General features: G+C 60.9%; 23 protein-coding genes. All 23 read left to right on the top strand.

Annotated features, from left to right (window positions below):
• On the top strand, positions 1–372 hold a 372-nt coding region (locus tag AC11W3_RS15400; protein ID WP_484093296.1), incomplete at its 5' end, for a NifB/NifX family molybdenum-iron cluster-binding protein.
• Positions 373–1,302 (top strand): cysteine synthase A, encoded by a 930-nt coding sequence (gene cysK / locus AC11W3_RS15395; RefSeq protein WP_484090070.1) that lies wholly within the window; start codon positions 373–375, stop codon positions 1,300–1,302.
• 321 nt (positions 1,303–1,623) lie between these two features.
• The gene (locus tag AC11W3_RS15390; RefSeq protein ID WP_484090071.1) at positions 1,624–2,646 is read left to right on the top strand and encodes an ABC transporter permease; all 1,023 of its coding nucleotides are present in this window, start codon (positions 1,624–1,626) and stop codon (positions 2,644–2,646) included.
• Positions 2,640–3,458 (top strand): ABC transporter ATP-binding protein, encoded by an 819-nt coding sequence (locus AC11W3_RS15385; RefSeq protein ID WP_484090072.1) that lies wholly within the window; start codon positions 2,640–2,642, stop codon positions 3,456–3,458. Before AC11W3_RS15390 ends, AC11W3_RS15385 begins: the two co-directional genes overlap by 7 nt.
• Positions 3,459–3,487: 29 nt before the next feature.
• A complete protein-coding gene (locus tag AC11W3_RS15380; protein ID WP_484090073.1) occupies positions 3,488–4,456 on the top strand; it encodes an ABC transporter substrate-binding protein in 969 nt (322 codons plus the stop codon).
• 196 nt (positions 4,457–4,652) lie between these two features.
• Positions 4,653–5,717, top strand: coding sequence for a transporter (locus tag AC11W3_RS15375; protein WP_484093295.1), 1,065 nt, complete (start codon positions 4,653–4,655; stop codon positions 5,715–5,717).
• Between the two features lie 61 nt (positions 5,718–5,778).
• Positions 5,779–7,311, top strand: coding sequence for a nitrogenase component 1 (locus tag AC11W3_RS15370; RefSeq protein WP_484090075.1), 1,533 nt, complete (start codon positions 5,779–5,781; stop codon positions 7,309–7,311).
• Positions 7,304–8,647, top strand: coding sequence for a nitrogenase component 1 (locus tag AC11W3_RS15365; RefSeq protein WP_484090076.1), 1,344 nt, complete (start codon positions 7,304–7,306; stop codon positions 8,645–8,647). The genes AC11W3_RS15370 and AC11W3_RS15365 overlap by 8 nt, the downstream gene beginning before the upstream one ends.
• A gap of 468 nt (positions 8,648–9,115) precedes the next feature.
• Entirely contained in the window at positions 9,116–9,781 is a 666-nt protein-coding gene (locus AC11W3_RS15360) for a corrinoid protein (RefSeq protein WP_484093294.1), read from the top strand.
• Positions 9,781–10,827 carry a uroporphyrinogen decarboxylase family protein gene (locus tag AC11W3_RS15355; protein WP_484093293.1) on the top strand — a complete coding sequence of 349 codons (1,047 nt, stop codon included), beginning with the start codon at positions 9,781–9,783 and terminating at the stop codon, positions 10,825–10,827. The genes AC11W3_RS15360 and AC11W3_RS15355 overlap by 1 nt, the downstream gene beginning before the upstream one ends.
• Positions 10,828–11,077: 250 nt before the next feature.
• Complete coding sequence (locus AC11W3_RS15350) at positions 11,078–12,097, top strand: uroporphyrinogen decarboxylase family protein (protein ID WP_484090079.1); 1,020 nt, start codon at positions 11,078–11,080, stop codon at positions 12,095–12,097.
• Position 12,098: 1 nt separating this feature from the next.
• The gene (locus AC11W3_RS15345) at positions 12,099–13,772 is read left to right on the top strand and encodes an ASKHA domain-containing protein (RefSeq protein WP_484090080.1); all 1,674 of its coding nucleotides are present in this window, start codon (positions 12,099–12,101) and stop codon (positions 13,770–13,772) included.
• Between the two features lie 377 nt (positions 13,773–14,149).
• Positions 14,150–14,995 (top strand): formylglycine-generating enzyme family protein, encoded by an 846-nt coding sequence (locus AC11W3_RS15340; protein ID WP_484090081.1) that lies wholly within the window; start codon positions 14,150–14,152, stop codon positions 14,993–14,995.
• A 101-nt stretch (positions 14,996–15,096) separates the two neighbouring features.
• Positions 15,097–17,805 (top strand): caspase family protein, encoded by a 2,709-nt coding sequence (locus AC11W3_RS15335; protein ID WP_484090082.1) that lies wholly within the window; start codon positions 15,097–15,099, stop codon positions 17,803–17,805.
• Positions 17,806–17,838: 33 nt separating this feature from the next.
• Positions 17,839–18,702 (top strand): DUF4384 domain-containing protein, encoded by an 864-nt coding sequence (locus AC11W3_RS15330; RefSeq protein WP_484090083.1) that lies wholly within the window; start codon positions 17,839–17,841, stop codon positions 18,700–18,702.
• Positions 18,703–19,507: 805 nt separating this feature from the next.
• Positions 19,508–20,998, top strand: coding sequence for a hypothetical protein (locus AC11W3_RS15325; RefSeq protein WP_484089700.1), 1,491 nt, complete (start codon positions 19,508–19,510; stop codon positions 20,996–20,998).
• Positions 20,999–21,122: 124 nt separating this feature from the next.
• Positions 21,123–21,392, top strand: coding sequence for a hypothetical protein (locus tag AC11W3_RS15320; protein ID WP_484089701.1), 270 nt, complete (start codon positions 21,123–21,125; stop codon positions 21,390–21,392).
• A 105-nt stretch (positions 21,393–21,497) separates the two neighbouring features.
• Entirely contained in the window at positions 21,498–22,349 is an 852-nt protein-coding gene (locus AC11W3_RS15315; protein ID WP_484089702.1) for a branched-chain amino acid ABC transporter permease, read from the top strand.
• Positions 22,346–23,323, top strand: coding sequence for a branched-chain amino acid ABC transporter permease (locus tag AC11W3_RS15310; protein WP_484089703.1), 978 nt, complete (start codon positions 22,346–22,348; stop codon positions 23,321–23,323). Before AC11W3_RS15315 ends, AC11W3_RS15310 begins: the two co-directional genes overlap by 4 nt.
• Position 23,324: 1 nt before the next feature.
• Positions 23,325–24,032, top strand: coding sequence for an ABC transporter ATP-binding protein (locus tag AC11W3_RS15305; protein WP_484089704.1), 708 nt, complete (start codon positions 23,325–23,327; stop codon positions 24,030–24,032).
• Positions 24,029–24,727 (top strand): ABC transporter ATP-binding protein, encoded by a 699-nt coding sequence (locus AC11W3_RS15300; protein WP_484089705.1) that lies wholly within the window; start codon positions 24,029–24,031, stop codon positions 24,725–24,727. Before AC11W3_RS15305 ends, AC11W3_RS15300 begins: the two co-directional genes overlap by 4 nt.
• Before the next feature lie 219 nt (positions 24,728–24,946).
• Positions 24,947–26,137, top strand: a complete 1,191-nt coding sequence (locus tag AC11W3_RS15295) for an ABC transporter substrate-binding protein (RefSeq protein ID WP_484089706.1) — start codon at positions 24,947–24,949, stop codon at positions 26,135–26,137.
• Positions 26,138–26,236: 99 nt separating this feature from the next.
• A partial coding sequence (locus AC11W3_RS15290) for an SDR family NAD(P)-dependent oxidoreductase (protein WP_484093292.1) occupies positions 26,237–26,985 on the top strand: 749 nt, incomplete at its 3' end.

Here is a 26,985-nt window from a genome sequence, read left to right as displayed (position 1 = left end):
GAAATGAAGCTGGCGGTTGCGACCAACGACGGGATTCACATCAATGAGCATTTTGGCAGGGCCAGCCGCTTCATGATTTACGGCTTGCGGGACGAACGCTGGGAATATCTGGAAGATCGCGAGACGGTTCCCCCCTGCAGCGGCCATGAGCATAACGACCGTCTTCTGGAGCAGGCGGCTGATCTGATCGCGGACTGCCAGGGTGTGGTCGTCTACCAGCTAGGGCCGACGGCAGTTGATGTCCTCATCTCACGGCGGGTTCTCCCCTTCATGATGAGCGGGAGCATTGAGCAGGCACTGGAGACATTGAAGGAGTCGAGACGCTTTAACCGGAGTAGGGTTGAAAAATCATCGTTAACAAGGAGGCAGTAAATGGCCAAGATAGCCAACAACCTGACGGATCTGATTGGAAGGACACCTCTTTTGCGGCTCTCCCAGCGCAAGGAAGCGGCCCCGGCCCAGCTGGTGGCGAAGCTCGAATCATTCAACCCCGGCGGCTCGGTGAAGGACCGGATCGGCTTCGCCATGATCAAGGACGCCGAAGACAAGGGCCTCATAAACAAGGACACCGTGATCATCGAGCCGACCAGCGGCAACACCGGCATCGCCCTGGCCTTCGTGGCCGCGGCGAAAGGCTACCGGCTCATCCTCACCATGCCCGACACCATGAGCATCGAGCGGCGAAACCTCCTCAAGGCTTACGGAGCCGAGCTGGTGCTCACGCCGGGACCCAAGGGGATGAAGGGCGCTATCGAAAGGGCCGACGAACTGGCCGCCGCTACTCCGAACTCATTCGTCCCGCAGCAGTTCAACAACCAGGCAAACCCCGCCATACACAGGGCCACCACAGCCGAGGAGATCTGGGACGATACGGACGGCAAAGTCGACATCATCGTTGCCGGAGTAGGCACCGGCGGGACCCTCACGGGGGTGGGCGAGGTCCTCAAGGCGCGCAATCCCGAGGTCAAGGTGATCGCGGTGGAGCCGCTCGACTCCCCCGTTCTTTCCGGTGGCGTTTCCGGCCCCCACAAGATCCAGGGGATCGGGGCGGGCTTTGTTCCGGGAGTTCTCAATACCGGAATAATAGACGAGATCTTCAAGGCCAAAAACGAGGAGGCGTTCGAGACCTCGCGTTCGCTGGCACGCGAAGACGGTCTCCTGGTGGGGATTTCGGCCGGTGCCGCGGCCTTCGCCGCGCGGCAGGTGGCGAAGCGCCCCGAGAACAAGGGGAAGCTGATCGTGGTTGTGCTCCCGGACACCGGCGAGCGCTATCTCTCCACCGCTTTGTTCCAGGATATTTAGCTCAAAGGGGGGACCGGACGTCAAGACCAGGTTTTTTGGGTTTTCTCAGAAGTTCTCCGTGTCTCCGTGGCTAGGGGTTTTAGCATGAAGCATGCGTGCTTCGACAAGCTCAGCACGAACGGAGCACACATTGATGGAGGATACGAGGTCAAGGAACAGGGGGGATTTGCCGTGTGAGCGGCATCGTTGCCGCGGTTCGCGCCCGGAAGGGCGCTCCTACCAAAGGGAGAGCCGGTACCGCATGGCTTGCATCCCCCTTGACATTCAACACAGTTGCTCCCCCTCCAGGGGGAGGGGACTCTTAAGGAGGAGGACTTTACAATGGCATCCGATGTCGCTCATGAACAGGCAGCTAGCGCCGTGTCGGCCCATGCCGTCCCTGTAGGTCTGATAGGCGCAGTAGCGCCACTGTGGCTCCCGTACCTGCCCGTCGCAGCCGCGGCACTGGCGCTGGGCGTCCACATAAAGGTGCCCAATGAACAGACCTTCGCCGTCAATGAGCAGTACCGCATCCTGCTGGTGGCGGTGCTGGCGCTCAATATCGTGCTCTTTGCCCTCTCCCTGGCGCGTTCACGTCTGGGTGGCTGGCTGCGGGAGAATGCACCCCTGGCGGCTGCAGGGTTGGCGCTCCTCACCCTGTGGGACCTGATCACGCTCAAGCTCGGCCTCCTGCCGCTCCCGTACTTCCCGGGACCGGACAAGGTGCTGGCCGCCATAACCGAGGACTGGAAGATCATTTCCACCAGTGCCTTTTACTCCCTGCGTCTTCTCTTTACGGGCTACCTGTTCGGTGCCGCGGCGGGACTGGTAACGGGAACGCTGATGGGGTGGAGCAGGAAGTGGCACTACTGGGTCTCCCCCGTCATGAAGGGGATTGGCCCGGTCCCGGCGACCGCCTGGATCCCGCTGGCCATGGTGATCTTCCCAACAAGCTTCCAGGCCAGCGCCTCCCTGGTGGCACTGGCGGTATGGTTCCCGGTTACTGTGATGACCGGCTCGGGCATAGCCAACGTGCGTAACGCCTTCTTCGAGGTGGCTCGTACGCTCGGTGCGAGCGATCGCTTCCTGATCTTCCGGGTCGCCCTCCCCGCAGCGTTCCCGACCATATTCGTGGGACTTTTCATGGGGCTCGGTTCGTCGTTCCTGGTGCTGATCGTGGCTGAGATGATCGGCGTCAAGGCGGGCCTGGGGTGGTATATCACCTGGGTCCAGGGGTGGGCCGAGTACTCCAAGGTCTATGCCTGCCTCTTCGTTATCGCCGTCATATTCTCCAGCGTCATCGCGCTGCTCTTCAAATTCAGGGACCAGGTGCTGGTCTGGCAGAAGGGGTTGATCAAATGGTGACAGCAACAGCCAAGGCTCATGAATTCGTCCCCGAGCAGTCCGGGGCCATCTCGGTCAAAAACGTGCGCCGGGTCTTTCTCAATGCGAAAGGGGAGGAGACGGTAGCCCTGGACCGCGTGAACCTCGATATCCAGCCGGGGGAGATGGTTTCGCTCCTCGGCCCTTCGGGGTGCGGTAAATCGACGCTGATGAGGATCATCGCCGGACTCGACCGTCCCGACGAGGGTGCCATCACCCTTGACGGAGCACCGATCGTCGGGCCCCACCACGAGCGCGGGCTGGTCTTCCAGGACCCGACCCTCTTTTCCTGGCTGACCGTCAGCGGCAACGTCTCCTTCGGTCTCAAGGCGAGGGGGATCATGAAGCAGAAGGGGAGCGAGGTGGGCGACTATATCCGGTTGGTCGGTCTCGACGGGTTCCAGGACGCCTACCCGCACCAGCTCTCCGGTGGCATGGCCCAGAGGGTAGCGCTGGCACGGGCCCTGGTGAACCACCCGAAGGTGCTCCTGCTGGACGAGCCGCTGGGCGCTCTCGACGCCTTCACGCGGATGCAGATGCAGGACGAGATCCTGCGCATCTGGGAAGACCGCGGGACCACGATGGTATTCGTCACCCACGACGTGGACGAGGCGATCTACATGAGCGACAGGATCATCGTGATGACGCCGCGTCCCGGAAAGATCCAGGAATTGATCGAGGTGCGCCTTTCCCGGCCCCGCGCCCGCAACCACCCGGATTTCTTCCTGCTACGCTCGAAGATCCTGGAGATTCTCCACTTCGCCGGCGAGATCACTGAAAATTATTACCTGTGAATTAACAACATGTTGAGGAGGGATTAACGATGAAAAAGACAATTCTGGCAACAGTAGCTGCGGTGGCGCTCCTGGCGCTTGGCGCCTCGGTTCATGCCGCACCGCAGCACAAGAAGCTCCGGGTGGGTTTCTTCGGCACCATCTGCGAGGCTCCGCTCTTCGCGGCGTACGAGCAGGGCTTTTTCAGGGAGGAGGGGCTCGATGTGGAGATGGTCCGCGGCGACGCCAACACCCTCAGGGAAGGGCTGGCCCTCGACAAGATCGACGTCACCGACGGGGTGCTGATGCAGTGGATCAAGCCGATCGAGCAGGGCCTGAAGGTCAAATTCACGGCGGGCATCCATACCGGGTGCATCCAGATCCTGGCCGGGAGCAAGACCAACATCAGGAGCGTGAAGGATCTGGCCGGTAAGAGGGTCGGTGTTCCCGCCATCGGCGGCGGCCCGCACAACCTCGCCTCCCGCGCCCTCTTCACCAGCGGGCTCGATCCGAAGAACGGCGTGACCTGGAAGCTCTTCCCGATGTCGGAACTCGAGCTGGCGCTGGAGAAAGGGGAGATCGACGCCATCGCCTCCGCCGACCCGATCGCCCAGATGATCGTCGACAAGGGTAAGGCGAGGAGCGTCCTGAACAGCGCCAAGACCGCGCCCTACAACCAGGAGTACTGCTGCCTGGTGGTGGTCAACGGGAAGTTCATCAAGGAGAATCCCGAAACCGCGGCGGCAGCAACCCGCGCAATTCTCAAGGCGGCTAACTGGGTCTCCAAGAATCCCCAGGCGGCAGCCAAGCTCTCGGTGGACAAGAAGTACGTGCCGGGGAACCCCACGCTCAATGCCAAGATCCTATCCGGCTACCACTTCGTGCCGTCGGTCAAGGGTGGTGAAAACGCCATCCTCATCGCCGCCCGCGAGATGAAGGAGACCGGGGTGCTTAACAAGTCGACCGACGTAAATCAGCTGGCGAAGTTCAGCTTCCAGAAGCTCAAGGGAGTTGATTAAGAGTTGGGGCGCTCCTTCTCACGGAGCGCCGCATCCTCCCCTTGAGTCGGGAAGGTTACGGGGACGCCTATCCGGACTCCGGGGGAGATTCTTCAGATTTTTCGAAGCCGCCAGCAGGGCGGCATGTGCAACTTCCCCCCCCTCGCCCCCTCCCTCCCGGGAGGGGGGAAGGTTTCCCGGTAAAGGAAATACCTCGATGTCAGGTGCAGAACCGTATTTTTCGATCAGGTTTAGCAGCAGAATCATACTCGTCTTCGCAGCCTTGGCCGTTTTCGCCAGTGCCGGTTCAGCCCGGGCTCACTGCCCGACCTTCAGCGTGGGCATCGGAGTCGCCGGACCCATTACCACCCTCTCGGCCCCGACCGTTCCGGAGGGAAAGTCGGCCATCGGCATAAGGGCGGAAGTGGTCGGCTTTGATCCCCTTCCTTCAGCCGAACTCGAGCGAGCGGAGATGGATGGCGGGTCGGCGCACTCGATGAAGCGGCAGCAGGTCTACTCGGTCGGGGGGATATACGGCCTTACGGAAGACCTGACGGTCGGGATAAACCTGCCGTATGTCCTGAGGGACGGCGTGAAGTCCGTCCATTTCGATAACGAAATGCAGATGTCCATGCTCCACGATGTCGGCACCAGTAACGGCCTGGGTGATCTCACCGTTTTTGCGCAGTATCGCCTGGTGCACATGCTGAACGAAGGTATAGACGTTTCGCTGGTAGCCGGGCTCAAGACCCCTACCGGTGAGACCGACAACCGCAGCCAGGGCCAGAGGGTCTTGACCAGGCACCAGCCCGGCTCGGGCTCCTGGGACCCCATCGGCGGTCTGGCGGTCTCCAAGCGTCTGGAGCGCCTCTCCCTGCACGGGACAGGCATCTACACCCTGGCGACCGAAGGCGCACAGGCGACCGACCTGGGAGACCGGGCACAGGTGACGATAGCCGCGGCCTACCGGGTCGGCGGAAAGATCGACTACGGCGATTGCGACGCGATCATCGACTACTTCTACCCCGAGTTGAGAGAGCGCTGGCTGGGCGACCTGGTGCTGGAATTGAACGGGAATTGGCAGGACAAGGAGAAGGTGTCGGGCAGGGTCGATCCAAGCAGCGGCGGCACCGCGCTCTACCTTTCACCCGGCGCCAGGGTGACCTATGACGGCAGGTACAGCGGTTCCGTGTCGGTAGGTCTTCCGGTCTGTCAGGATTTGAACGGCAGCCAGTCCAAGGTCGACTACCGGATCATAACCACCCTGGCAGTAGCCTTCTAAGAATGACGTAAAAGTTCCCTCTCCCCCCGGGAGAGGGATCAATACAATTTGGAGGCATGGCATGAGCTATTTCGACAACAAGGTTCCGCCCAAGCGGGAGGACCGACTCAAGGCGGTCATCGCGCATAGCGACAGGATTTGCAGCCTCGGGAAAAGGGGAGCTGGAGGGAAGAGTTGCCTGATCGAGGACGGCGACAGGGGCTTCACGCAAGGCTCCATCTGCCTTCTCCTGCCGGCCCTGGCCATGCTCAACTCCCTTCCCGACAACGTGGTGCTTCTGCATAGTGCCCTCGGCTGCGGCTCCTGCACCCATTCCCAGAACGCCAACGTCCGCGTGGGCAGCAACGTCCGCTGGGGCAAGGCCAGGGATGGAATCTGGCTCTCCACGGCGCTCGACGAGACGGACGTCATAAGTGGCGGGGAAGGGAAGCTGGAGCGCGCCATCATAGAGGCCGACCGGCGCTATCGCCCGGCAACCATCACCATCGTGGCGGGCTGCGTTCCCGGCATCATCGGCGACGACATCGACGGGGTGGCCCAGAAGGTACAGTCACAGGTGAACGCGAGGCTGCTTCCCGTCCACTGCGAAGGCTTCAAGACCAAGATCTGGGCCACCGCCTACGACGCGGTCTACCACACCATCGGCCGCAACCTCTTGGAGGAGCGCGGTGTCACCGATTTCACCCCCGCCGACGAGCTCGAAGCGCTGCGGGAACAGGAACGCCTGGCCCGCACCGTCAACCTCATGAACGTCTCTTCCATGGGACGGCTCGACGAGCAGGAGCTCGAGCGGCTGTTGAGCTCGATCGGGCTGGAAGCGAACGTCTTTCCGGTCTTTTCCCATCCCGATTCTTTCGTGAAGGCGACGCGCGCGGCGCTTTCCATCAGCACCTGCCCGACCCATGACGACTACTTCCTTGGATATCTGGAGGAGCGCTTCGGGGTGCCTTCCATCATCAGGCACATGCCGATCGGCATCGAGAATACCAGCCTCTGGATCCGGGACGTTGCCCGGCACTTCGGGATCGAGGAGCAGGCGGAGCGGCTGATCGCCGCCGAGGAGGCGGAACTTAAGACGGCCCTGGCCGAATTCCGGCCCCTGTTCGAGGGGAAGAAGGTCTTCATCAGCGCCGGAGAGTTCCGGGCCCTGGCTACCGCGCGGTTGCTCCAGGAGATCGGCTTTGAAGTCGTAGGGATCCGTTCCTTCCATCACGATCACTTCGCGGAGGTGGAATACCAGAAGCTCGCGGGCGAGGCGAAGAGCGACTACGTGGTGGATATCGCAAATGTGCAGCCATTCGAGGAGGCGAATCTTCTCAAGCGGCTCAAGCCGGATCTCTTCCTAGGACACGCCAACGGCAACATGACCGCCGCCAAGCTCGGCATTCCCACCCATGTAATCTACAACACGGGCCTCGCGTACATCGGTTACCGAGGAGTCTACGAACTCGCCAGGCGCCTGCACCGCCAGCTCTCCAACCCTTCCTATAACCGGAAGCTCGCTGAGAACGTGAGGCTCCCTTACAGCGAGGAGTGGTACCGGTCCGAGCCCTTTTCCTATCTCAATACCCGCGGGAGGAGCATCGATGAGTGACAACTTCGTTGAAAGGGCAAGGTATCTCTGCTCATTGGGAGGAGCCACTGCAACCGTTACCGCGCTCCCAGGCGCCATACCGATCCTCCATTCCGCATCCGGCTGCGCAGGCAATTTCGCCTGGACCCAGAACGGCGGAAGCGGCCTGCAGGTCGGCGGTTACTGCGGCTCCCTTACCGTACCCAGCACGAACGTGCAGGAAAGCGAGGTGGTCTTCGGCGGTGAAGACCGTTTGCGCGAGGAGATCGCCAACACTCTGAAGATCATGGAGGGCGGCCTTTACGTCGTCCTGACCGGCTGCGTCCCGGAGGTCATCGGTGACGACATCTTCGCGGTGGTCAACGAGTTCCGCGACCAGGGTGCACCGGTGATAGGCGCTGCCACGGGAGGCTTCCGGGGGGATTCCTACTGGGGGTACGACCTGGTCCTCCAGGCGCTGGTCAAGGACTACCTCGAAAAGGGGCTGCCCAAGGTGAAGGGGAGGGTGAACCTCTGGGGGGTGGTCCCGTACATGGATCCCTTCTGGCGGGGGAACCTGGAAGGGACAAGGCACCTCCTGGAGCTGATCGGCCTCGAGGTCAACAGCTTCTTCACCCCGGCCGATTCGCTCGAAGGGGTGCAAGCGGCGGCCTCCGCCGAGTTGAATATCGTCGTTTCCGACCTGTACGGGCAGGGAGCCGCGCGTCTCTGCGAAGAACGACACGGCACCCCCTTTATCACCGTGCCGCTTCCGATAGGTGCTTCGGCATCGGAGCGCTTTCTACGGGCCGTCGGTGAGGCCCTTTCGCTGGAGGCCGGGGCCGTCGAGGATGTTATCAGCCGGGAGAGGAAGCGGTACTACCAGATCCTGGAGCCGCTCACGGACTGCTACAACGACCTCGACCTGCAGCGCTACGCAGTCGTGGTAGGCGACGGGAACTACGCGACCGCGCTGGCTCGTTTCATCGCCGACGACCTCGGCTGGCTGCCGGTGCTGACCGTGGTGACCGACAGGGTGCAGGAGGAGGATCAGCCAAGGATCGCCGCTCGCGCGCATGAACCGGGTTCCGGGTTTAAGACCACCGTGGTCTTCGAGTCCGACGCATCAGAGGTGCTGGGGCACCTGAACAGGATCTGGCCGCGGTCCAACGGGCAGAAGTATTACAACGCCTTCAGCCCGGCTTTCGTGATCGGGAGCAGCCTTGAGCGTGAATTGGCCCAGCAGATCGGGGCTCCCCACCTTTCGGTCTCCTTCCCTGTGGCGAACCGTGCCGTTTTGGATCGAGGCTATACGGGCTTCAGGGGAGGTCTGAGGCTCGCGGAGGATCTGTTCGGCGCGATCGTGATCAATAGGTAAAAGCAACGGCAAGCTAAGGGCTAAAGGGAAGGCAAAGGCCGAAGCTCAGCAGTTGGTGGAGGGGTCTCCGTAGGAGCGCCATCCTTGGCGCGAACCTAACCGTATTGGTCGGGAAGCCCGGTTCGCGCCCGGGAGGGCGCTCCTACAGGGGGCGCGTGAAGCTCGGCTGGCTGGTAGAGATGTTCCGTAGGAGCGCCATCCTTGGCGCGATCCTAACCGTATTGGTCGGGAACGCGGTTCGCGCCCGGGAGGGCGCTCCTACAGGGGGCGCGTGAAGCTCGGCTGGCTGGTGGAGGGGTTTCCGTAGGAGCGCCATCCTTGGCGCGAACCTAAGCGTATTGATCGGGAAGCGCGGTTCGCGCCTGGAAGGGCGCTCCTACGGGGGGCGTGATGAAGCACAGAGTGGGGCTCCGTCTCCTCCGTGTCTCCGGGGCCAACGATTCTGTATTCCTAATGGAGGTAATTCATATGAGCGAAGAAAAGGAGCGGCTGTTTCAGGAACTGTCCGACGCCGTGGTCGAAATGGAGGAGGAGCGTGCCGTTGCCGCTGCTCATGAGGTCGTGGCCCAGGATTTGGACGCCTATCAGGCCATTGAAAAGGGTCTCTCTGCGGGGATGGAGCGGGCAGGGCAGCTCTTCGACGAGGAGGAATACTTCATCCCGGAGCTTCTCATGTGCTCGGACGCGATGTACGCGGGGATGGAGGTGCTGAAGCCGCACCTCAGAAGCGATTCCACCGCTGAGAAACACAAAGTCGTCATCGGCGTCGTGGAAGGCGACACCCACGACATCGGCAAGAACCTGGTCAAGATCATGCTCGAGACCTCCGGCTTCGATGTCACCGACCTCGGCCGCGACATACCCCCGGCGCGCTTCGTGGAGACCGCCAAGGCTGTCGGTGCCAAGATCATCGCCCTGTCGACGCTGATGACTACGACGATGGAGGGGATGGGTGCCGTCGTGAATCAGTTGAGCGAGGAGGGGATCCGCGACCAGTTCAAAGTCATCGTCGGCGGCGGCCCGATCTCGCAAGGTTTCGCCGACAGGATCGGCGCCGACGGTTACGCCGTCAATGCCGCCGACGCCATCCGACTTGCCCGTTCACTGGTAGGTGTTGCCGGAGCGGCAGCCTGATGGGACGTGATGCCATGACCCCGCTGGCGCGACTTGCTGCCTACGCTGCCGGGGAGCCGATCGACCGGCTCCCGTGCGTGCCTATCGTCGGCAACACAGCGGCGCGAGTGATCGGAGTCAAGGTCGGTGATTTTCGAGGCAACGGGAAAATCATAGCTGACGCGCATGTCGCCGCCTATCGCCTTTTCGGTTACGACGTCATCAGGATCTTCACCGATCTCTACACCCAGGCAGAGGCGATGGGGGCAACGGTCTGTTATCCCGCGGACGAGACTGCCTACCTTGCTGCGCCTGCCGTCTCCAACGTCTCCGATATCGACAGTCTGCAACCGGCCGACCCGCTCAAGGACGGCTACCTCCCTCAGCACCTTGAAGCGATGCGGCGTACGGTGGACGAGGTGGGAGGCGAGGTCGCAGTAACCGGTGCCGTCACCTGCCCTTTTACCAACGCCTCTTTTCTCATCGGCGCCGACCAGCTGGCGCGCCTGATGATGCGGGCTCCGGAAGCGGTGCATCGGTTGTGCGAGGTTTCGCTGGCGACGAATGTAGCCTACGCGGCGGCGATCATGGAGGCAGGGTGCACGCCGAGTCTCACCGATGCCATGTCCTCGATGTCGGTGATAAGCCCCCGGCAGTTCCGCGAGTTTTCCCTTCCTTACCTGAAGCGGTTGATCGACTTCATCCACGGCAAGGGCAAATCCGTCACCTTGCACATCTGCGGGAAAACCTCCGGGATCTGGGAATCGATGGTCGAGGCCGGAGCCGATTGTCTCAGTCTCGATAACGATGCCAGCCTCTCGGATGCGAAAGAGGCTGTCGGAGACCGGGTTCGGCTGATGGGGAACGTGCATCCGTCGGAAGTCATGCTGCAGGGGACTCCGGACCTGGTGCGGCAAGCGACGCTGCGTTGCATTGCCGCAGGGGGGGACAACCCGAAGGGATTGATTGTCGCCTCAGGCTGCAGCCTCCCCACCGAGACCCCCTTTGCCAATATCCACGCCATGCTGGACACGGTGCGGGAGGCAGGCTGGTCGCTACGGGGCTGACTTCTGATTCCACAGAGAGACCGTTCGCCCTTCGACAAGCTCAGGGCGAACGGTTTTTACAGTGCAGAGGTCATTGACCCGTTGGTGCTGAATTGTGAAAGTGCTGACGATTTCACCGTTCGATGTCAAGGATCCGTTCATGTTGAGTTTCGAAAGCAGGGAAACGGGATCATTTAAGAAATCAATGAGTGATCCGTTCGTGCTGAGCTTGTCGAAGCACGCACTTGTATTGAGTCGAAAGGAGTAAACCATGAGCTTGAGCCCCAAAGAGCGGCTGCTCGATAAACTGAACAGGAAGCGTGTCGACCGTCCCCCGGTCATCTGCACCGGTGGGATGATGAACGCAGCCATCGTCGACGTCATGACCCATACCGGCCACACCCTCCCTGAGGCACATTTCAGACCGGAGTTGATGGCGGAGCTTGCCCAGGATGTCCATTCCCATACCGGCTTCGAAAACCTCGGCATCCCGTTCTGCATGACGGTCGAGGCCGAGGTCCTCGGCAGCGACATCGACTTCGGCTCGCTCTCCTGTGAACCGAAGATCGCCAGGGAGCCGTTTTTCTCGACCGAAGCTGTCGACTTCCGGGACATCGCGAAAATGCTCGAGTCGGGGCGAATCCGTGCGGTGGCTGAGGCAGCGAACCTTCTCAGCAAGGCCAATCCGGAGGTGCCGGTGATAGGAAGCATCACCGGCCCGATCAGCACGGCTGCTGCCATCGTCGATCCCATGTCCTTTCTGAAGGAACTCCACAAGAAGCGGGAGCAGTCGCACCGTGTGCTGGACTATGTGTCCGATTTCCTGGTCGCTTTTGCCCGGCTGCTGGTCGACGGTGGCGCTACCGCAATCTGCATCGGCGACCCGACCGCCACCGGCGAGATACTGGGGCCGAGGCTCTTCTCGGAGTATGCGGTGACCTATCTGAACAAGGTGATAGACGGGATACATGCCGCCGGCGTGCCGGCGCTGGTTCATATCTGCGGCGAGATGAAGGCGGTCAAGCCCTCGATTCCAAAGCTGCACAGTGACGCCATCAGCACCGATGCCTTCGTCAATCTGAAGCTGCTGAAGGAGGAGTATCCCCAGTTGACCACCATGGGAAACCTCAGCACCTTCCTGCTGGAACTGGGCGATCCGGAGAATGTGTCACGTCAGGCTGCCAAGCTGGTCCGCGACGGCGTGGACATCATCTCCCCGGCCTGCGGCCTGAGCACCTCCTCGGCGATCAGCAACATTCAGGCTATGACAGCCACCGTGAAAGGGGCGTAGTGTGGTAAAGGTTCATTTTCTCCCCATCGATAGATCTGTCTCCGTCCCGAAAGGGACGACCATTCTCGCGGCGGCCAGGCTCGCCGGCGTCACCATCGATTCACCCTGTAACGGCGCCGTCGTCTGCGGCAAGTGCGCGGTCCGTGTCTCTCAGGAAGACCTCGATGCTGTAGTGCAGAAAGGCGAGCACCGGCTTCCGAGGACGGAGGAGCTTTCAGGCCTCGTTCTGGCGTGTGCTGCGGAGATTGTCAGTGACGTGGCCGTTCAGGTGCTGGATGAACCGGCAGAGCGGGAGCTGAAGATCACCAGCCACGGGCGGTCGGTGGCGGTGGCGCTTGCGCCTTATATCGTGAAGGAGTACGTCCCGGAGCAGGATCTCACCGTGGTATATGGGGGGAGCGACATCCTTGCCGGGGAGCGCGGTGATACCTCCGCCGAAAGTTACGGCGTGGTCGTCGATATAGGAACCACCACCCTGGTGGTCTCGCTGGTCGATCTCGCCGACGGAGCGGGCGTCGCCACTGCCTCGGCGCTTAACCCCCAGAGCCGCCACGCCCAGGACGTCCTTTCGCGCATCAAGATGGCCTCGGATGAGCGGGGGCTGAACGAGCTCAGGGACGGGGTCATCGGAGAGATCAACCGCCTGATAGACGAGGTGACCCGGCAGTCAGGCGTGGCCAGGGGACGCATCTACGAGGTCATCTTCAGCGGCAACACCTGCATGCTTCATCTCGCAGCCGGGACAAGTCCCGCCTCTCTGGGGAAGTACCCGTACACGCCGACGCTCCCCTGCGGAAGCTGGCTCGATGCCGGGGAATGCGGGATCGACATCTCTCCCTGCGGGGTCATCTATCTTCCTCCCATCATCTCGGCCTACGTCGGGGCGGATATCACCGCTGGCCTTCAGGCGGTACGGCTTCACAAGGAGCCGGAAACGGTGCTCTTCGTCGATATCGGCACCAACGGTGAGATGGCGCTTTGCCACGGCGGCAAGCTCTGGGCCACCTCGACGGCAGCCGGCCCGGCCTTCGAGGGGATGAACATCCACTTCGGCATGCGGGCGGGGGAGGGGGCAATTGAGCGGTTCACGGTGCTCGAGAACGGCTCGATCAGGGTCGGCACGATCGGAGACGCCGAAGCGACAGGGATCTGCGGCTCCGGCCTCATGGATGTCGTGGCCGAACTGGTCACGCACGGGGGCGTGGGCAAAAACGGCAAGTTCGTCAAGGCGGATCACCCCGGCCTTTCGCCGGCCCTGGCTGAGAGGCTGGTGGAGCGCGACGGCAAGACGGTCTTTCTCCTGACGGACTCCGTATGGCTGACCCAGAAGGACGTGCGTCAGGTGCAGCTTGCCAAGGGGGCGATCAGGGCGGGTGTGGAGTTTCTGCTGAGGGAAGCGGGAGTTGCCGCCGCGTCGCTCCACAAGGTCCTCATCGCCGGTTCCTTCGGTTTCCATCTCACCGCCGCCAGTCTTACCGCAATAGGTCTACTGCCAGCCGAGGTCGCCGACAGAATCGAGTTCGTCGGCAACACCGCCAAAAGTGGCGGCGAAGCCTTCCTGCTCAACCGGGACACCCGTCTGGAGATGGCCGACCTGGTCGCGCAGATTCAGGTGCTGGAACTGGCGAATTACCCCAACTTCGACAAGGTCTTCGTGGATTGCCTCTCCTTCTAGTCGATCAAACCCATCCCATACTCGCTTTTCCCGCACAGCATCTGATTCCATCGGACCTGGAGAAAGGCCGCTGACTCCCGGTCCGATACGGAGCTACAGGAAGTTGCCGCCTCGCCGATGATGGCACATATTGGTATTGGTCGGGGCCGTCCTTGATGTCATCTTCATGCGTGGTATAGGTAATGAGTTCCGTCAAAGATTTCCAAAGCCAATTCACTTTTTATCTCAGCTGAATATCATATAGCTAAAGTTCGTACCGAAGCCGGGGGCAGGGTCGCTTCGCCCTCTGGCCGAACTACGATGATTTCCGTAGGTCGGGGCCGGCCTGGTGCGGACCGGTCCGGCCTCTATTCATTGGCACAGGTTACGGAGCTGCTATGAGAGTATCGATCCTGTCTTTGCTGGCTGTCCTTGTCTTTTTGCCCTTCGGGAGCATTACCTGCCACGGAGGTCTCATCCCCGCTTTCGAAACGGTCTGGGACGACGGCAGTGAGGCGGCCTCGCCTACGGAAGGTGCAGGTATGGCATACAGGGATCCAACGACGGGGATCGAGTTCGTCAAGGTTCTCGGCGGCTGCTTCGAGATGGGGGACACCATCGGTGATGGGAACGAGGACGAAAAGCCACCTCATAAGGTATGCCTCGACAGCTATTACCTGGGGAAGTATGAAGTTACCCAAGGTCAATGGCAGCGGGTCATGGAGAAGAATCCATCGAAATTCCACAACGGCATGTTCTCATCCCGCTGCGATAACTGCCCTGTAGAGCGTGTCAGCTGGCGGGACGTTCAGGAGTTCATCACCAGGCTGAACGGCAGATCCGGGAAAAAGTACCGGCTGCCTACAGAGGCGGAATGGGAGTACGCGGCACGCAGCGGGGGCAAGCAGGAGTGGTTCAGCGGTGGGGACGATATCGAGACGGTCGGATGGCGTAAAGGCAACGCCAAGGGGGAGACCCATCCCGTGGGGCAGAAACAGGGCAACGGCCTCGGGATCCATGACATGAGCGGCAATGTCTGGGAGTGGGTGAGAGACTGGCACAAAAGCGACTATTACCAGAACAGCCCCGGGAAAAACCCCCAGGGACCGCCGGCTGGCTCAAACCGCGTAGTCCGAGGAGGAAGTTTCGACAGCGACGCCGAGGACGCCCGTTCCGCTCGCCGTTTCCAGCAGGACCCGGCCTTTAGAGAACGAGATCTCGGCTTCCGCCTGGCTTGGCAGTGATCGACCCCGCCGGGGTGGGGCGGTGATCGGTTACCCGGGCGCAACGGCCTCGAGAGCTGGAATCGATAAGCTTCAAAGGGCAGGCTGACAGGAGGCACAAGATGAAGGTGATCGTACTGTGCGCTGTGCTGTTGCTCATCTTCCCTCAGGGAGGGGGTGCCGAGGAATCGTGCGATCTTGCCAGGACTGTCGCCGGCAAGGGCGCCGCGGCGTTTGCCAATGATAAGGCAGCCGGGACCAAGCTCTTCATCAAGGCGCGGGAGCTCTGCCGGACCGACCCCGCCCATGCGTACAATCTGGGGCTGGCCTACTGTCTCCAGGGGAAGTTCGTGCAGGCTCTCCCACTTCTGGAGGAGGCGGTGGACAGGCAGGGGGACCGGCCGGTATGGCGAAACAACCTGGCCGTGACTCTGTTGGAGCTGAAAAAGGATTATCCCGAAGCGCTTCGCCACGCTGAGACCGCGGCCAGGACCAATGCAGGGAGCCCGGCAACCGAGGAAACCCTTGCCCAGGCGCGCATGGCGGGAGGGAAACGGCTCGAGGCCTTGGCGGGACTGCACGAGGCCCTGGTGAAGAAACCCAAGGATACGGTTCTGAAATCTGCCTACAGCCGGGTTCTGGAAGATTACCTCGCGTTGTGCCTGCAGAAGATAAAGGACGGGGATGAAGACGAGGGGCTTGCCGGACTGATGAAGGCCCAGTTCGAGCCCAAGGCGCAGCGTGCCCAGGCGCTGGCTCTGACCCGGCTGGGGCGCGGCGAGGAGGGATTGGCAGTAGCCCATTCGGCAAGGCAGCGCTTCCCGGACAATAACGAGCTTGCCAAGACGGCCGGGGAGGTTGCCGACGTCGTCGCCAGAGGCCTCTATCGCGACTTCAAGTCAGGCAAGGGCGCCGTGACGGTGCAGCGGGCCAAGCAGTTGGCGGCAGCCTACCCGCTGCAACCGCTCAAGGAGGCCTATGACAAGCTTCTGGAAGCGCTGCTCAATGACACCTCCACCGTCCACGTTGCCTCGCCGGAAAGTTCCTCTGTCGGCGAAGAGACAGCGGAAGCAGGAACCGTGGCGTCAGAGGCAGCCGGCAGTGTCAACGTCCAGCAGGCCGCGGACCCGGCCGCCCCCTTGCCGCCGAAGCTGGAGGTGGCTTCTGTGGAGATCACCTCTGCCGACGGGGAGCAGGTGGTCAAAAAAGGGGTGCGCTCCACCATCATGCTGACCTTGAAAAACAGTGGCGGGGATGAGGCCCGCGGAGTCGGCGTCCTGGTTGAGTCCGGTGACAAGAACGTGGTCGTCACAGATGTGAAGAAGTGGTGGAAGTTGTGGGGGAGCGGACCGGTGGTGACCGACCCGGAGAAGTCGACTTCGTTGAAAGTGCCAAAGGGGAAATCTGAAAAGATCACCTTCAACCTCGACGTTGCTGACGACTTCCAGGGTGAAAACGAGCTCCCCATTACCATCACGACGGTCACCAAAGAGCCTGAAACCGTCAGCAGGTCGACCGTCAAGCTCGCCTTTAAGGCTAACGAGTTGCAGCCCAAGCTCGAGATCGCCGCGGTGGAGATCGACTCAACTGACGGCGGTCGTGTAGTAAGAAAAGGTGCCAGGTCGCGAGTGGTGCTGACCATAAAGAACGCCGGGGAGGGTGTGGCCAGAGGTGTCGGCGCCTTGCTTGAATCGGCAGACCCCCACGTCACGATCAGCGATGCCAGGAAGTGGTGGATGCTGTGGTCGCACGACAACAGGGCCATCATGACAGATGACAATACCGTCACCAGCGTCACTTTGCCGCCGGGGCAATCGGAGAAGATCGCCTTTGTGGTCGACGTCGCTGAAGGATTCACCGGCAACCTGGAAGTTCCGCTTACCGTCAAGCTCGTCACCACCAGTCCCAAAACCTCGGAAGAGTCCCCCCTCAAGCTGGCCTACGAGCCGCTCCCTCCCAATTCGGTGGTGGCAGGCAAGGGTGCGGAGTCCGACCAATCTTTCTTTGGGCGCATCTTCTCAGCCATTCTTCCCGGCACAAAGGAGCAGAGCGAGGCCCTGCCTCTCAAGGTGACGGTGCCGGACGACTTCAGGACCTTCACCGACAAGGATCATGCGGTAATCATAGGCATCGAGCGTTACCGAGGGAATCTGCCTCCGTCCGAGTTTTCCAAGAACGATGCACGCTCGGTCAAGAACTACCTCCTGGCGATGGGGTTCGAGGAGAGGAATATCGACACCCTCACTGACGACAGGGCGACCCTGGCCGACATCCGGGCCGTCATCGAGAGGAAGTTGAAGAACCGCAGCAAGAAGCAGAGCAGGGTCTTCTTCTATTTCTCGGGGCATGGCGCACCCGATCCAAGCAACGGCGATGCCTATATCGTCCCGTACGACGGTGATCCCAACTACATCGCCGATACCGGTTACTCTCTCTCACAACTCTATGCGAACCTCGGGAAGCTGCAGGTTTCAGAGGTCACGGTGGTCCTCGACAGTTGCTTTTCCGGAAGCGGCGGGAGGAGCGTCGTGGCCAAGGGGATGCGGCCCTTGGTAGTGAAGTCTAAAAGTATCCCGATACCGTCCAACGTGGCGGTGCTGACCTCGACCAACGGTGGCCAGATATCCACGACCTACCAGCAAGCGAGGCACGGCCTCTTCACCTGGTACTTCCTCAAGGCGATCAGCGACGGGAGGAAGAATTTGGCCGAGATATACGAATACCTGCGGCCTCAGGTTGAAGACGAGGCCAAGCGCCAGAACGTCGAGCAGACCCCCGTCCTGAATGTGGCCTCAAAGGGAAAGACGAGGATGTTCGTACTGCAAAAGTGACAGCCAAGGCGAGTCAAGCCTCGAAAAGGGTGCATGATGATCTCCAGCAAGCTCCCGATCCTTTATATCGGCCTCATCCTTTGCAGTGGCTTACTCTGCAGGGAGGCATCAGGAACTTCCGCAGCCGAAGAGCCGTTGTGGGTGGAGGCGGTCGGGGAAGCGATGGGGGATGAATACGATCCTCCTAAGGAAGTAATGGAACGGGCCAGGAATGACGCTAAGCGCAAGGCTGTTGACGAGGCCGTTGGTTCCTTCATAAATTCCCACACCATGGTCAGCAACGGACAACTCGCTGAGGATCTCACCTATGCACGGGTGCGTGGGAAGGTCGAGAAGGTAAAGATAATCAGCGAGGAGCGCGGCAAGAGCGATCCCAACCTGTTCCGGGTGACACTGAAGGCTTTGGTAAGGCCGGTCTTGCCGGACGAGGAGGAAGGGATCCGGGTCAAACTTTCCCTGTCGAAGGCACTCCTGAAAGAAGGGGAGGAAGTGAGGATACTCTACCAGGTCAACACCGACAGTTTCGTCTACATATTTTCCATCGCCGCGGACAACTCGGTCACCCTGCTGTTCCCGAACACCCTTTACAAGGACAACTTCGTCCGGGCCAACATCGGTAATGTCTTCCCTCCCGACCACTCATCCATTCAGGTGCACGCCCTGGGACTCCCCGACCGCAAGAGCGACCCTTCACAGGAAAAAGTAAAGGTTATAGCCACGAGGCAACGTGAGATACTGCTGGAACGGGGCTTCCAGGAGGGGCTCTTCCAGGTATACGATGCCCGGTCTACGGGACTTGTCGGAGACCTGGCGAGGAAGCTGAACCAACTTGATCCTGCAGAATGGGGAGAAGCAGTGGTCGCTTTCAAGATCGAACCTGCCAAGGGGGGGAGTTGACGGAGTTTCGTCGTCCGAGGGGCTATTGCCCGTGCATCAATCGAGGGGATGTTCAGGCCGACCTGGTCGCGCAGATTCAGGAGCTGGAACTTGCCAACTTCCCCCAACTTCGACAAGGTGAAAATGAACGGCAATGTTGCCCGCTCTGCTGTCTCGGTTTAGCCCGCTCTTCGACGGCATTCATGGAGCCCAAACCGTTGCGGGGAGGGAGTTGACGTAAACGTGAGACCATGTTTTATTAATATAACAGTTTTCTGGTTCGGTTGTTTTATTCCCATATTCAGCAGATTGCAGCGACCGGTATGCTGATTAGGCTGCCCCCACAACTTCTTCCGCCATAGCTCTTTTTCCCGCCATGACCTTCTCCTTGAATAATTTTACAAAAAAATAAAATATCGTTTGACAAGATCTCGCGGCGTGATTATAGTTGCCACAGTTCTGTGATTGACGAGTCAGTCAATGAAACAACGATGGTTGGACACCGTACCCCTTTCCCTTTTGGGGAAGCGATGGGCGATGAAGCGAACGGGCGGGTGGGGGCGTATCACGGGTATTCAGGGACCCTCGAACGAGGATGAAGTTCATCTCCTTTCGGTAACCGCCACGTTCTTTCTTACGAACAGCATGTGGTAACGAGGACGGATCTGGAGACGAGGAGGCGTGTCTGTTGAAATCGGAGGAGTAGCTGACTGACTAGTCAATCAAATAGGGTTTGCTAATCACTGGATCGCATCGCCGGGACCGTGCCTGGACGATAAGCGCCATAGCCGGCCGCATGAGCCCAAAACGAAGGAGAGCAATCGATATGAACATGGCAGGTAAAATGACGCGGGTAGGTGTCGCCTGTGCCTTGGCTGCAGCAACTGCAGTGCCGGCTCTGGCAATGGAAAGCGAGTTTCACGGCATGTTACGGACCGGAGCCGATGCCAGCAACTTTCATGGCTCCGAATCAGCAAGCTACTTTTCTTACAACGGTTCCAACTTTTTCGCCCAGGATACCACCAAGACAAACATCAAGGACCCGCATCAGAGTAATGCCTTCTTCGTGGACCAGCGTGCGCGGCTCATGTACATCGCCAAGGTCGATGACGATCTGAAGCTCGTTACGCACTTCGAGGTCAATGCCCGCTGGGGTGACCAGAACTACGGTGCGGCTGTCTCGGGGGGGGGCGCGGTCGGCAGCGACATGGTCAACCTCCGCACCAAGAACGTCTACCTCGACTACACCTTCAAGGCCGGCGTCCCCATCAACTCAAGGATCGGCATCCAGTCCTTCGGTGACAGCTACAAGGGCATCTTCTTCAATAACGATGCCGCCGCCGCCATCGTCAAGGCGAGCCTCGATGACGGCACCATAACCGCCGGCTTCTCCCGGTTCGCCGATAACGGCAGCCTCAACAGCTACTCCGCCGTCACCAACAACACCGGCGGCGCCAACCCGACGCCCAACACCAACGGCAACCTATTCGGCGGAGGGCTCCCCGTCACCACCTCGGTGGGGACCAACGGCATCGCACAAGGCGATGTCTCTACCGACTGGTATATCCTCGACGGCAAGTACAACGTCAACAAGGACCTCGTGGTCGGCGGCAGTTACTATTACCTCTACAGCGACATAGCCCACAAGCTCTCCGGCACCGTGGCCACTGCCAGGTACGTGGAAAGAGTCAACATGCTGGGCGTAAATGCAGAGGGGCGCATAGGTTCCGCGGTGGTGAACGGCTTCGTCCTCTACCAGTTCGGCAGGACCACCAGCCAGACCCTCAGCGCCTTCACCGCGAACCTCGGTGCCAAGGTGCCGGTGGGGCCGGGGACCCTGCGGACGGAGATGCTCTACATGTCCGGCGACACCGGCAACAATCCCAAAAGGACCAACTCCTTTCAGGTCATCGGCGGCGAGTGCGGCTACATGAACACCGGGATGCAGCTTCTGGCCCGCGACGCCACCCTGGTCATGACCAGGAACAACTCCCTCTTCATGGACAACAACGCAGGGCAGGGCGCCGCTATCGCCACTCTCGGCTACGACCTTCCTCTGAACAAAAAGCTGATGCTGGTCGGAAATGTGGGCTACGCCGCCGTGGCAGCGCAGAATCAGCACATCGTCTCTTCATCGGGCAAAGGGTTGGGTACGGAGCTGAACATCTCCCTCCCGTTCAAGGCCAAGGACAACCTGACCATATCCCCGCGCTTCGCCTATGTCTTCCTGGGTGACTTCTTCAACCACCAGGCAAGCGGAGGCAAGACGCCCGACGACCTGTACTCCGGAAGCCTGGTCATGAGCTTCGCCTTCTAACTCCCTTCCGGCGCCCCCGGTCAAGAGCCGCGGGCGCCGGAAAAACGCTGAAGCACCGGTGAAGACACTCAATAGCCCTCAACAAAACCGAATATAAAAACAGAATCTTGCGGAGGTATTCAACATGAAAAAGGCTGCCATCCTGTTCCTGGCAACAGTCATTCTCTCGGGCACCCTTACCGTTTTCGCCCAAACCAAAGAGGAAAAAGACGAGTGCCTGCTGGCGTCCAAAAACTGTGCGAACCAGGTGGACACCATCCAGAAACGCATCAAGAAACTGCGTTCCGAGATAAAGAAGGGGAAGGTCTATTCGCCCCAGGAGCTGAAAAAGCTCGAACAAAAGCTGCAAGATGCCAATGAGATACTCGAGGAGCTGGAAGACGGGGCGCGCTAGGCACAAGAACAAAGTTCAAAACGCCCGCGCCGGCCGGACCGCGAGGTAGCGGTGCAGGTTTAAGCGTGCGTGGCTGGAGACTTTGGTCACCGGGGGGACTCAAAAATGATAACACTGCAGGTGCTAAACGGTCTGGTCTATGGATCGCTGCTCATGATCATGACTTCCGGCCTGGTCCTGATCTACGGCTTGCGGCGCATCGTCAATTTCGCCCACGGCTCCCTCTACATGCTGGGTGCCTACGTCGGCTACACGGTCAGCCTTCATACCAATGCCTGGGCCGCCCTGGTGGCGTCCGCCGTGGTGCTGGCGGCGGGAGGCTTCCTATTGGACCGGTACGGATTGAGATTCTTACAGGACCGCGATCCCTTGACGACGGTCATCGTCACATACGGCTTGCTCCTCATACTGGAGGACGTCGTGCAAAGCTTCTGGGGCAAGACGAATTACACCATGGAAGCGCCCGCCCTATTGCAGGGTTCCATCCCGCTCTTCGGCACCTCGTTTCCCTTTTACCGCCTGAGCATCATAGTCGCCGGCGCCATCGTCACGGGGGGGCTGATCCTCTGGCTCCGCTCCAGCCGCATGGGGCTCTTCATCCGGGCGGCCAGCACGGATCCGGTAACGACCGCCATGCAGGGTGTCAACACCGACCGCATCAGCGGTGGAGTGGTGGCGCTGGGAGCCGCACTGGCCGGAACAGCCGGCGTGATAGCAGCACCCTTCCTCTCACTCTCTCCCACCATGGGGAGCGATATCCTCATCGATTCCTTCGTGGTGGTGGTCATCGGCGGCCTCGGCAGCTTCGGCGGCGCCTTCATCGCCGCCATGCTGGTCGGGCAGATCCAGACCCTTGGCGCCGTCTATCTGCCAGAGTTCGCCTCGCTACTCCCCTTCTGCCTGATGCTGGGGATACTGGTGGGAAAACCTTCCGGAATCGCAGGGAGCCGAGTATGAAAAATTCCATCAAGAATTTGAAACTTGCCGCTTTGCTGGCTGCAGCGGGCACGGTCGGAGCCTGCCTCCCCTTACTGATCAGCTCGGCCAACATACTGTCACTCATGACCCAGGCCGCGATCTACGCCATCGGAACGCTCGGCGTCGGGTTCCTGCTGCGCCAAAACGGGCATGTCTCCTTCGGTCACGCCGCCTACTACGGCCTTAGCGGCTACGGCATCGTCCTCTGCGGGAAGCTCCTCGGGCTCACCACCGGACCGGCAATCATCCTGATGATTGCCTTGACCGGACTCTTCGCCTTCGGCGTGGGACTGGTGATCGTGCGCACGCCGGGCATAGCCTTCGCCATGATCACCTTGGCCATCGGGCAGGTCTTCTACATCCTGATGGCGAAGGCCAGGGGCTTCACGGGCGGGGTCGACGGCCTGACCCTGGAAATGTCCGAAAAGATCCTTGGAGTTCCCTCCGACCTCTTCGCCAAACCGGGCAGCATGTTCGTCATCTGCTGGGTCACGCTGGTGCTGGTGGTCTTTCTCCTCACCCTGATCATCAACTCCAGGTTCGGAGCGCTGACGGAGGCCATTCGGGAAAACGAGGAAAGGGCCCGCTTCATCGGCTTCACCACGGTGGCGCCCCGGGCGGTGATCTACACCATCTCCGCCATGGTCTGCGCCATAGCCGGCGCCCTCTCCAGCCTCTACAGCGCCTTCATCTCTCCCGACAGCCTGCACTGGAGCCTTTCCGGATCGTTCCTGGTGGCGGCGCTCTTGGGAGGAACCTCGCTTCTTTCAGGAACGGTGATAGGCGCAGCCGTGTACTTTCTGCTCAAAGACGTGTTGAGCGTGGTGACGACCCACTGGATGTCCATTATCGGGGCGGGGCTGATTGCGGTGATCGTCTTCTGGCCGGAGGGCATCGCCGGCGGTCTGACGCGCGGGGTCCGGAAGTTCCGGGCGCTGGCAGGGAGGAGCTGACATGGAAGAGGGATATGCACTGGAAGTGGAAAATCTCACCGTCCGCTACGGCGGGGTGGTAGCGGTGAACGGCGTCTCTCTCAAGGTGAGAAAGGGGGAGATCCGGGGAGTCATCGGCCCGAACGGAGCGGGCAAGTCGACGGTCATCGACGCCATCTCCGGGCGGCGCGCCTCGACGGGGAAGGTCGTCCTCCATGGACGCGAGATCTCGGCCCTGGACGTGGTGCAGCGGCGGCAGATCGGCTTGTCCCGTTCCTTTCAGCGCACCAGCATCTTCCCGGCGATGCGGGTGCGGGACCAGATAGAGCTTGCCGCCTCGAAGGTGCCGGATTGCGACGTGGACGAGATAATCGGCGAGTTCGGGCTGAAGGGGCTCCAGGACAGACCCGCCAACCAGATCGGGTACGGTGATCAGCGCCGGCTCGACCTTTCGCTCGCCTTCCTGGGCAAGCCCCGGGTGCTGCTGCTGGATGAACCGATGGCGGGTCTTTCGGTCGAGGAATCGAGAAAGCTCGCGGACCATCTGCAGAGCCTGGCGCGCAACTGGGGCGTCTCGCTGATCATGGTGGAGCACGACATGGAGATTGTCTTCGGCATTTCAGACGTGGTGACCGTGCTTGAGAGCGGGAAGCTGATCGCGGAGAACAAACCGGAGGTCATCCGGGCCGATCCCCATGTCCGGGCGGCCTATCTGGGGAGCGCAGCATGAGCCAATTACTGAGACTGGCAGGAGTCCACGCCCACTACGGCGCCGCCAAGGTTCTGCACGGTGTCGATCTCACGGTGGAGCAGGGGAGCAGCGTGGCGCTGGTGGGACGAAACGGGGTGGGGAAGACCACGGTAGTCAATTCCATTCTCGGCATAGCCTCGGTCCGTCAAGGGGAAGTCTGGCTGAACGGGAAGAAGCAGGGGCGCCTGCATCACTACAGCGCCGCCCGGCTGGGGATCTCGGTCGTGCCGCAAGGCCGGATGATCATCCCCAACCTGACCATCGAGGAAAACCTGAAGATCGGGTCGGCGGTCGGCCGCAAGGGGAAATGGAACCTCGAGGAGGTCTACAAGCTCTTCCCGATCCTGAAGGAGCGGGCACAGACGCCGGGCACCGCGCTTTCCGGGGGACAGCAGCAGATGCTGGCGATCGGGCGGGCGCTGATGGCCAATCCCGCGGTGCTGATACTTGACGAGCCCAGCGAGGGGCTGGCCCCGGTGATCGTGGACCAGCTGGCCGACATCTTCAACGGAGTCCTTGACGACGGCATGGCGGTGCTCCTGATCGAGCAGAACCTGTCGCTGATAGCCAGGGTGGCGAGGGAGTACCATGTCCTGTCCAAGGGGGTGGTGGTGGAAAGCGGATCGATGCACGGGCGCGATGTCCAGGAACTGCATCGCCATATCATGGTCTAATCAGTCAAAGGCGCATAACAGGGATGGACAGGATGGAAAGGATAAAGAGCTAAGACCTGAGACCGAAGACCTAAGACCGAAGACCTAAGACCTAAGACCAAAGGCTTAAGGCTAAGCTTAAGGCTAAGAGGAGGTACGGACGAGACAAACATCTAAAGCTGGGGGTGCTTTCGGTTCATTGGAAGGATGTTCAACTTACAACCGGGTAAGGAGGGTCATATGTTCTCTAGGAAAACCGTCGCTGTCATCGTTGTGTTCGCATACCTGGCGCTGTTTTGCTGCGGGTCGGTGCTCGCTGCCGTCAAGGAGCCGGTCAAAATCGGACTGGTAACCTCGATCTCCGGCACCTTCGCCCCGCAGGGGGAAGAAGTGCAGCGGGCCGTCCAGTTCGCCGTGAAGGAGGCCAATCAGAAGGGTGGAATCGACGGCCGGAAGGTGGAAGTGAAGCTGGCCGACGATGAGAGTACCCCGGATGGCGCCCGGCGCGGCGCGGAAAGGCTCGCCCGCGAAGGCTACAACAAGCTGATCGGACCGATAGCATCTTCCATGTCGCTGATGCTCTCGCAGAACCTGGAGCGCTGGGACGCCGTCTACTGCGCCATCCTCAGCAAGTCTGACAAGCTGGTGGCCGAATCGTGCAAGCCCAGGATGTTCCGCATCAATCCCGGCGACGCCATGGATCTCGCCATGATGACCAAGTGGCTCGAAGGGGTGAAGGAAAAGAAATTCTCCATCCTGGCGGCTGACTATGCCTGGGGGCGCGACTCCGCCAGCTTCCTCAAAAAGGCCGCCGCCAAGCTCGGCAAGGAGGTCAAGCTGGAACTCTACCCCCCGATGGGCAACAAGGATTTCGCTCCCTACATCTCGCAGCTGAACGCCTCCGGCGCCGATGCCGTCTGGGTCGCCCTGGTCGGCCGCGACATCATCGCCTTCGCCAAACAGGCGGAGGAATTCGGGCTGAAAAAGAAGATGCGCATCGTGGGACACGCCTACATCTTCAACTTCGTGGTCAACGCGACGGGTGCTGCCAGTGAAGGGGTCTGGGGGAACATCGGCTACAGCGCCTCGATCCCGACCGAACGCAACAAGCAGTTCGTGGCGGCATGGAAGAAGGAGTTCAAACGCGAACCGACCGAGAACGAGGGTCAGGCATACAACGGCGTGCAGGCGATCTTCTCGGGTGTCAAAACTGCCAAAAGTGTCAAGCCCCAAGCGGTTGCCAAGGCGCTTTCCGGAGCCACCGTGGATACCGTTTTCGGCCCCGCGAAGATCCGGGCCGAGGATCACCAGATGCTCCTCCCCAACTACATCGGGCAGGTCAGGAAGGTCGGCCGGGAGTACCGGCCGGTGGTCATGCAGGCTTTCGACGCCTCGATCATCCCGCCCCCATCCACCGCCTGCCGCCAGTAGTACAGCGGCAAGCACAGTGGCCATGGCCTTGTTGAAACCGCTAGCGGATGCCGGGGTCTTCCGCACCGGAAGACCCCGGCTTCGGGATGGGAGGTCGATATGAAAGTTGCCGGAATTTCAGCCGTGGTGACAGGTGGAGGCTCGGGGCTCGGCGCCGCAGCGGCCAGGGCCCTGGCCAGGGAGGGCGCCAAGGTCGCTCTTTTGGATACCGATATCGCAGCCGCCAGGGCGCTGGCCGAAGAAATCGGCGGGTTCGCCGCCTACTGTGACGTCACCGATCCGGCTGGTGCGGCTGCCGCCCTGGAACTTGCGGCTGAAGGTAACGGCCTGCCGCGCATCCTGGTCAACTGCGCCGGGATCAGCCTCGGCCGGGTCCCGCTCACCGGTAACAACGCCTCTGAGCGGCTGGCCGCCTTCGAGAGGGTGATCCGCATCAACCTGAACGGCACCCTCAACATGGTGGCCCTCGTCTCCGAGCAGATCTCGAAACTGGAGCCGATGGAGCAGGGGGAAAGAGGGGTGGTCATCATGACCGCTTCGGTCGCCGCCTTCGACGGCCAGATCGGCATGGCGGCTTATTCCGCATCGAAGGGGGGCATCGTGGCTCTCACCCTTCCCGCCGCACGGGAGCTGGCCGCCTACGGGATCCGGGTCGCAACCATCTCCCCGGGGTATTTCGACACCCCCATGATCGCCGGGCTCCCCGACTACGTCCGCGAGGGGTGCGCTTCCAGCTTCGTTTTTCCGAAGCGCTTCGGGGCGGTGGAGGAGTACGCCCACCTGGTGCTGCATGTGGCGGAGAACGCCATGCTGAACGGCGAAACGATCCGGCTGGACGGCGGGATGAG

Source organism: Geomonas sp., assembly GCF_056994735.1.
This window is presented reverse-complemented; position numbering and strand designations above follow the sequence as displayed.

What these genes read in the sequence shown, in the direction of transcription:
- cysK (WP_484090070.1), top strand. Translation starts at nt 373, where the DNA reads ATGGCCAAGATAGCCAACAACCTGACGGATCTGATTGGAAGGACACCT.
- AC11W3_RS15390 (WP_484090071.1), top strand. Translation starts at nt 1,624, where the DNA reads ATGGCATCCGATGTCGCTCATGAACAGGCAGCTAGCGCCGTGTCGGCC.
- AC11W3_RS15385 (WP_484090072.1), top strand. Translation starts at nt 2,640, where the DNA reads ATGGTGACAGCAACAGCCAAGGCTCATGAATTCGTCCCCGAGCAGTCC.
- AC11W3_RS15380 (WP_484090073.1), top strand. Translation starts at nt 3,488, where the DNA reads ATGAAAAAGACAATTCTGGCAACAGTAGCTGCGGTGGCGCTCCTGGCG.
- AC11W3_RS15375 (WP_484093295.1), top strand. Translation starts at nt 4,653, where the DNA reads ATGTCAGGTGCAGAACCGTATTTTTCGATCAGGTTTAGCAGCAGAATC.
- AC11W3_RS15370 (WP_484090075.1), top strand. Translation starts at nt 5,779, where the DNA reads ATGAGCTATTTCGACAACAAGGTTCCGCCCAAGCGGGAGGACCGACTC.
- AC11W3_RS15365 (WP_484090076.1), top strand. Translation starts at nt 7,304, where the DNA reads ATGAGTGACAACTTCGTTGAAAGGGCAAGGTATCTCTGCTCATTGGGA.
- AC11W3_RS15360 (WP_484093294.1), top strand. Translation starts at nt 9,116, where the DNA reads ATGAGCGAAGAAAAGGAGCGGCTGTTTCAGGAACTGTCCGACGCCGTG.
- AC11W3_RS15355 (WP_484093293.1), top strand. Translation starts at nt 9,781, where the DNA reads ATGGGACGTGATGCCATGACCCCGCTGGCGCGACTTGCTGCCTACGCT.
- AC11W3_RS15350 (WP_484090079.1), top strand. Translation starts at nt 11,078, where the DNA reads ATGAGCTTGAGCCCCAAAGAGCGGCTGCTCGATAAACTGAACAGGAAG.
- AC11W3_RS15340 (WP_484090081.1), top strand. Translation starts at nt 14,150, where the DNA reads ATGAGAGTATCGATCCTGTCTTTGCTGGCTGTCCTTGTCTTTTTGCCC.
- AC11W3_RS15335 (WP_484090082.1), top strand. Translation starts at nt 15,097, where the DNA reads ATGAAGGTGATCGTACTGTGCGCTGTGCTGTTGCTCATCTTCCCTCAG.
- AC11W3_RS15330 (WP_484090083.1), top strand. Translation starts at nt 17,839, where the DNA reads ATGATGATCTCCAGCAAGCTCCCGATCCTTTATATCGGCCTCATCCTT.
- AC11W3_RS15325 (WP_484089700.1), top strand. Translation starts at nt 19,508, where the DNA reads ATGAACATGGCAGGTAAAATGACGCGGGTAGGTGTCGCCTGTGCCTTG.
- AC11W3_RS15320 (WP_484089701.1), top strand. Translation starts at nt 21,123, where the DNA reads ATGAAAAAGGCTGCCATCCTGTTCCTGGCAACAGTCATTCTCTCGGGC.
- AC11W3_RS15315 (WP_484089702.1), top strand. Translation starts at nt 21,498, where the DNA reads ATGATAACACTGCAGGTGCTAAACGGTCTGGTCTATGGATCGCTGCTC.
- AC11W3_RS15310 (WP_484089703.1), top strand. Translation starts at nt 22,346, where the DNA reads ATGAAAAATTCCATCAAGAATTTGAAACTTGCCGCTTTGCTGGCTGCA.
- AC11W3_RS15305 (WP_484089704.1), top strand. Translation starts at nt 23,325, where the DNA reads ATGGAAGAGGGATATGCACTGGAAGTGGAAAATCTCACCGTCCGCTAC.
- AC11W3_RS15300 (WP_484089705.1), top strand. Translation starts at nt 24,029, where the DNA reads ATGAGCCAATTACTGAGACTGGCAGGAGTCCACGCCCACTACGGCGCC.
- AC11W3_RS15295 (WP_484089706.1), top strand. Translation starts at nt 24,947, where the DNA reads ATGTTCTCTAGGAAAACCGTCGCTGTCATCGTTGTGTTCGCATACCTG.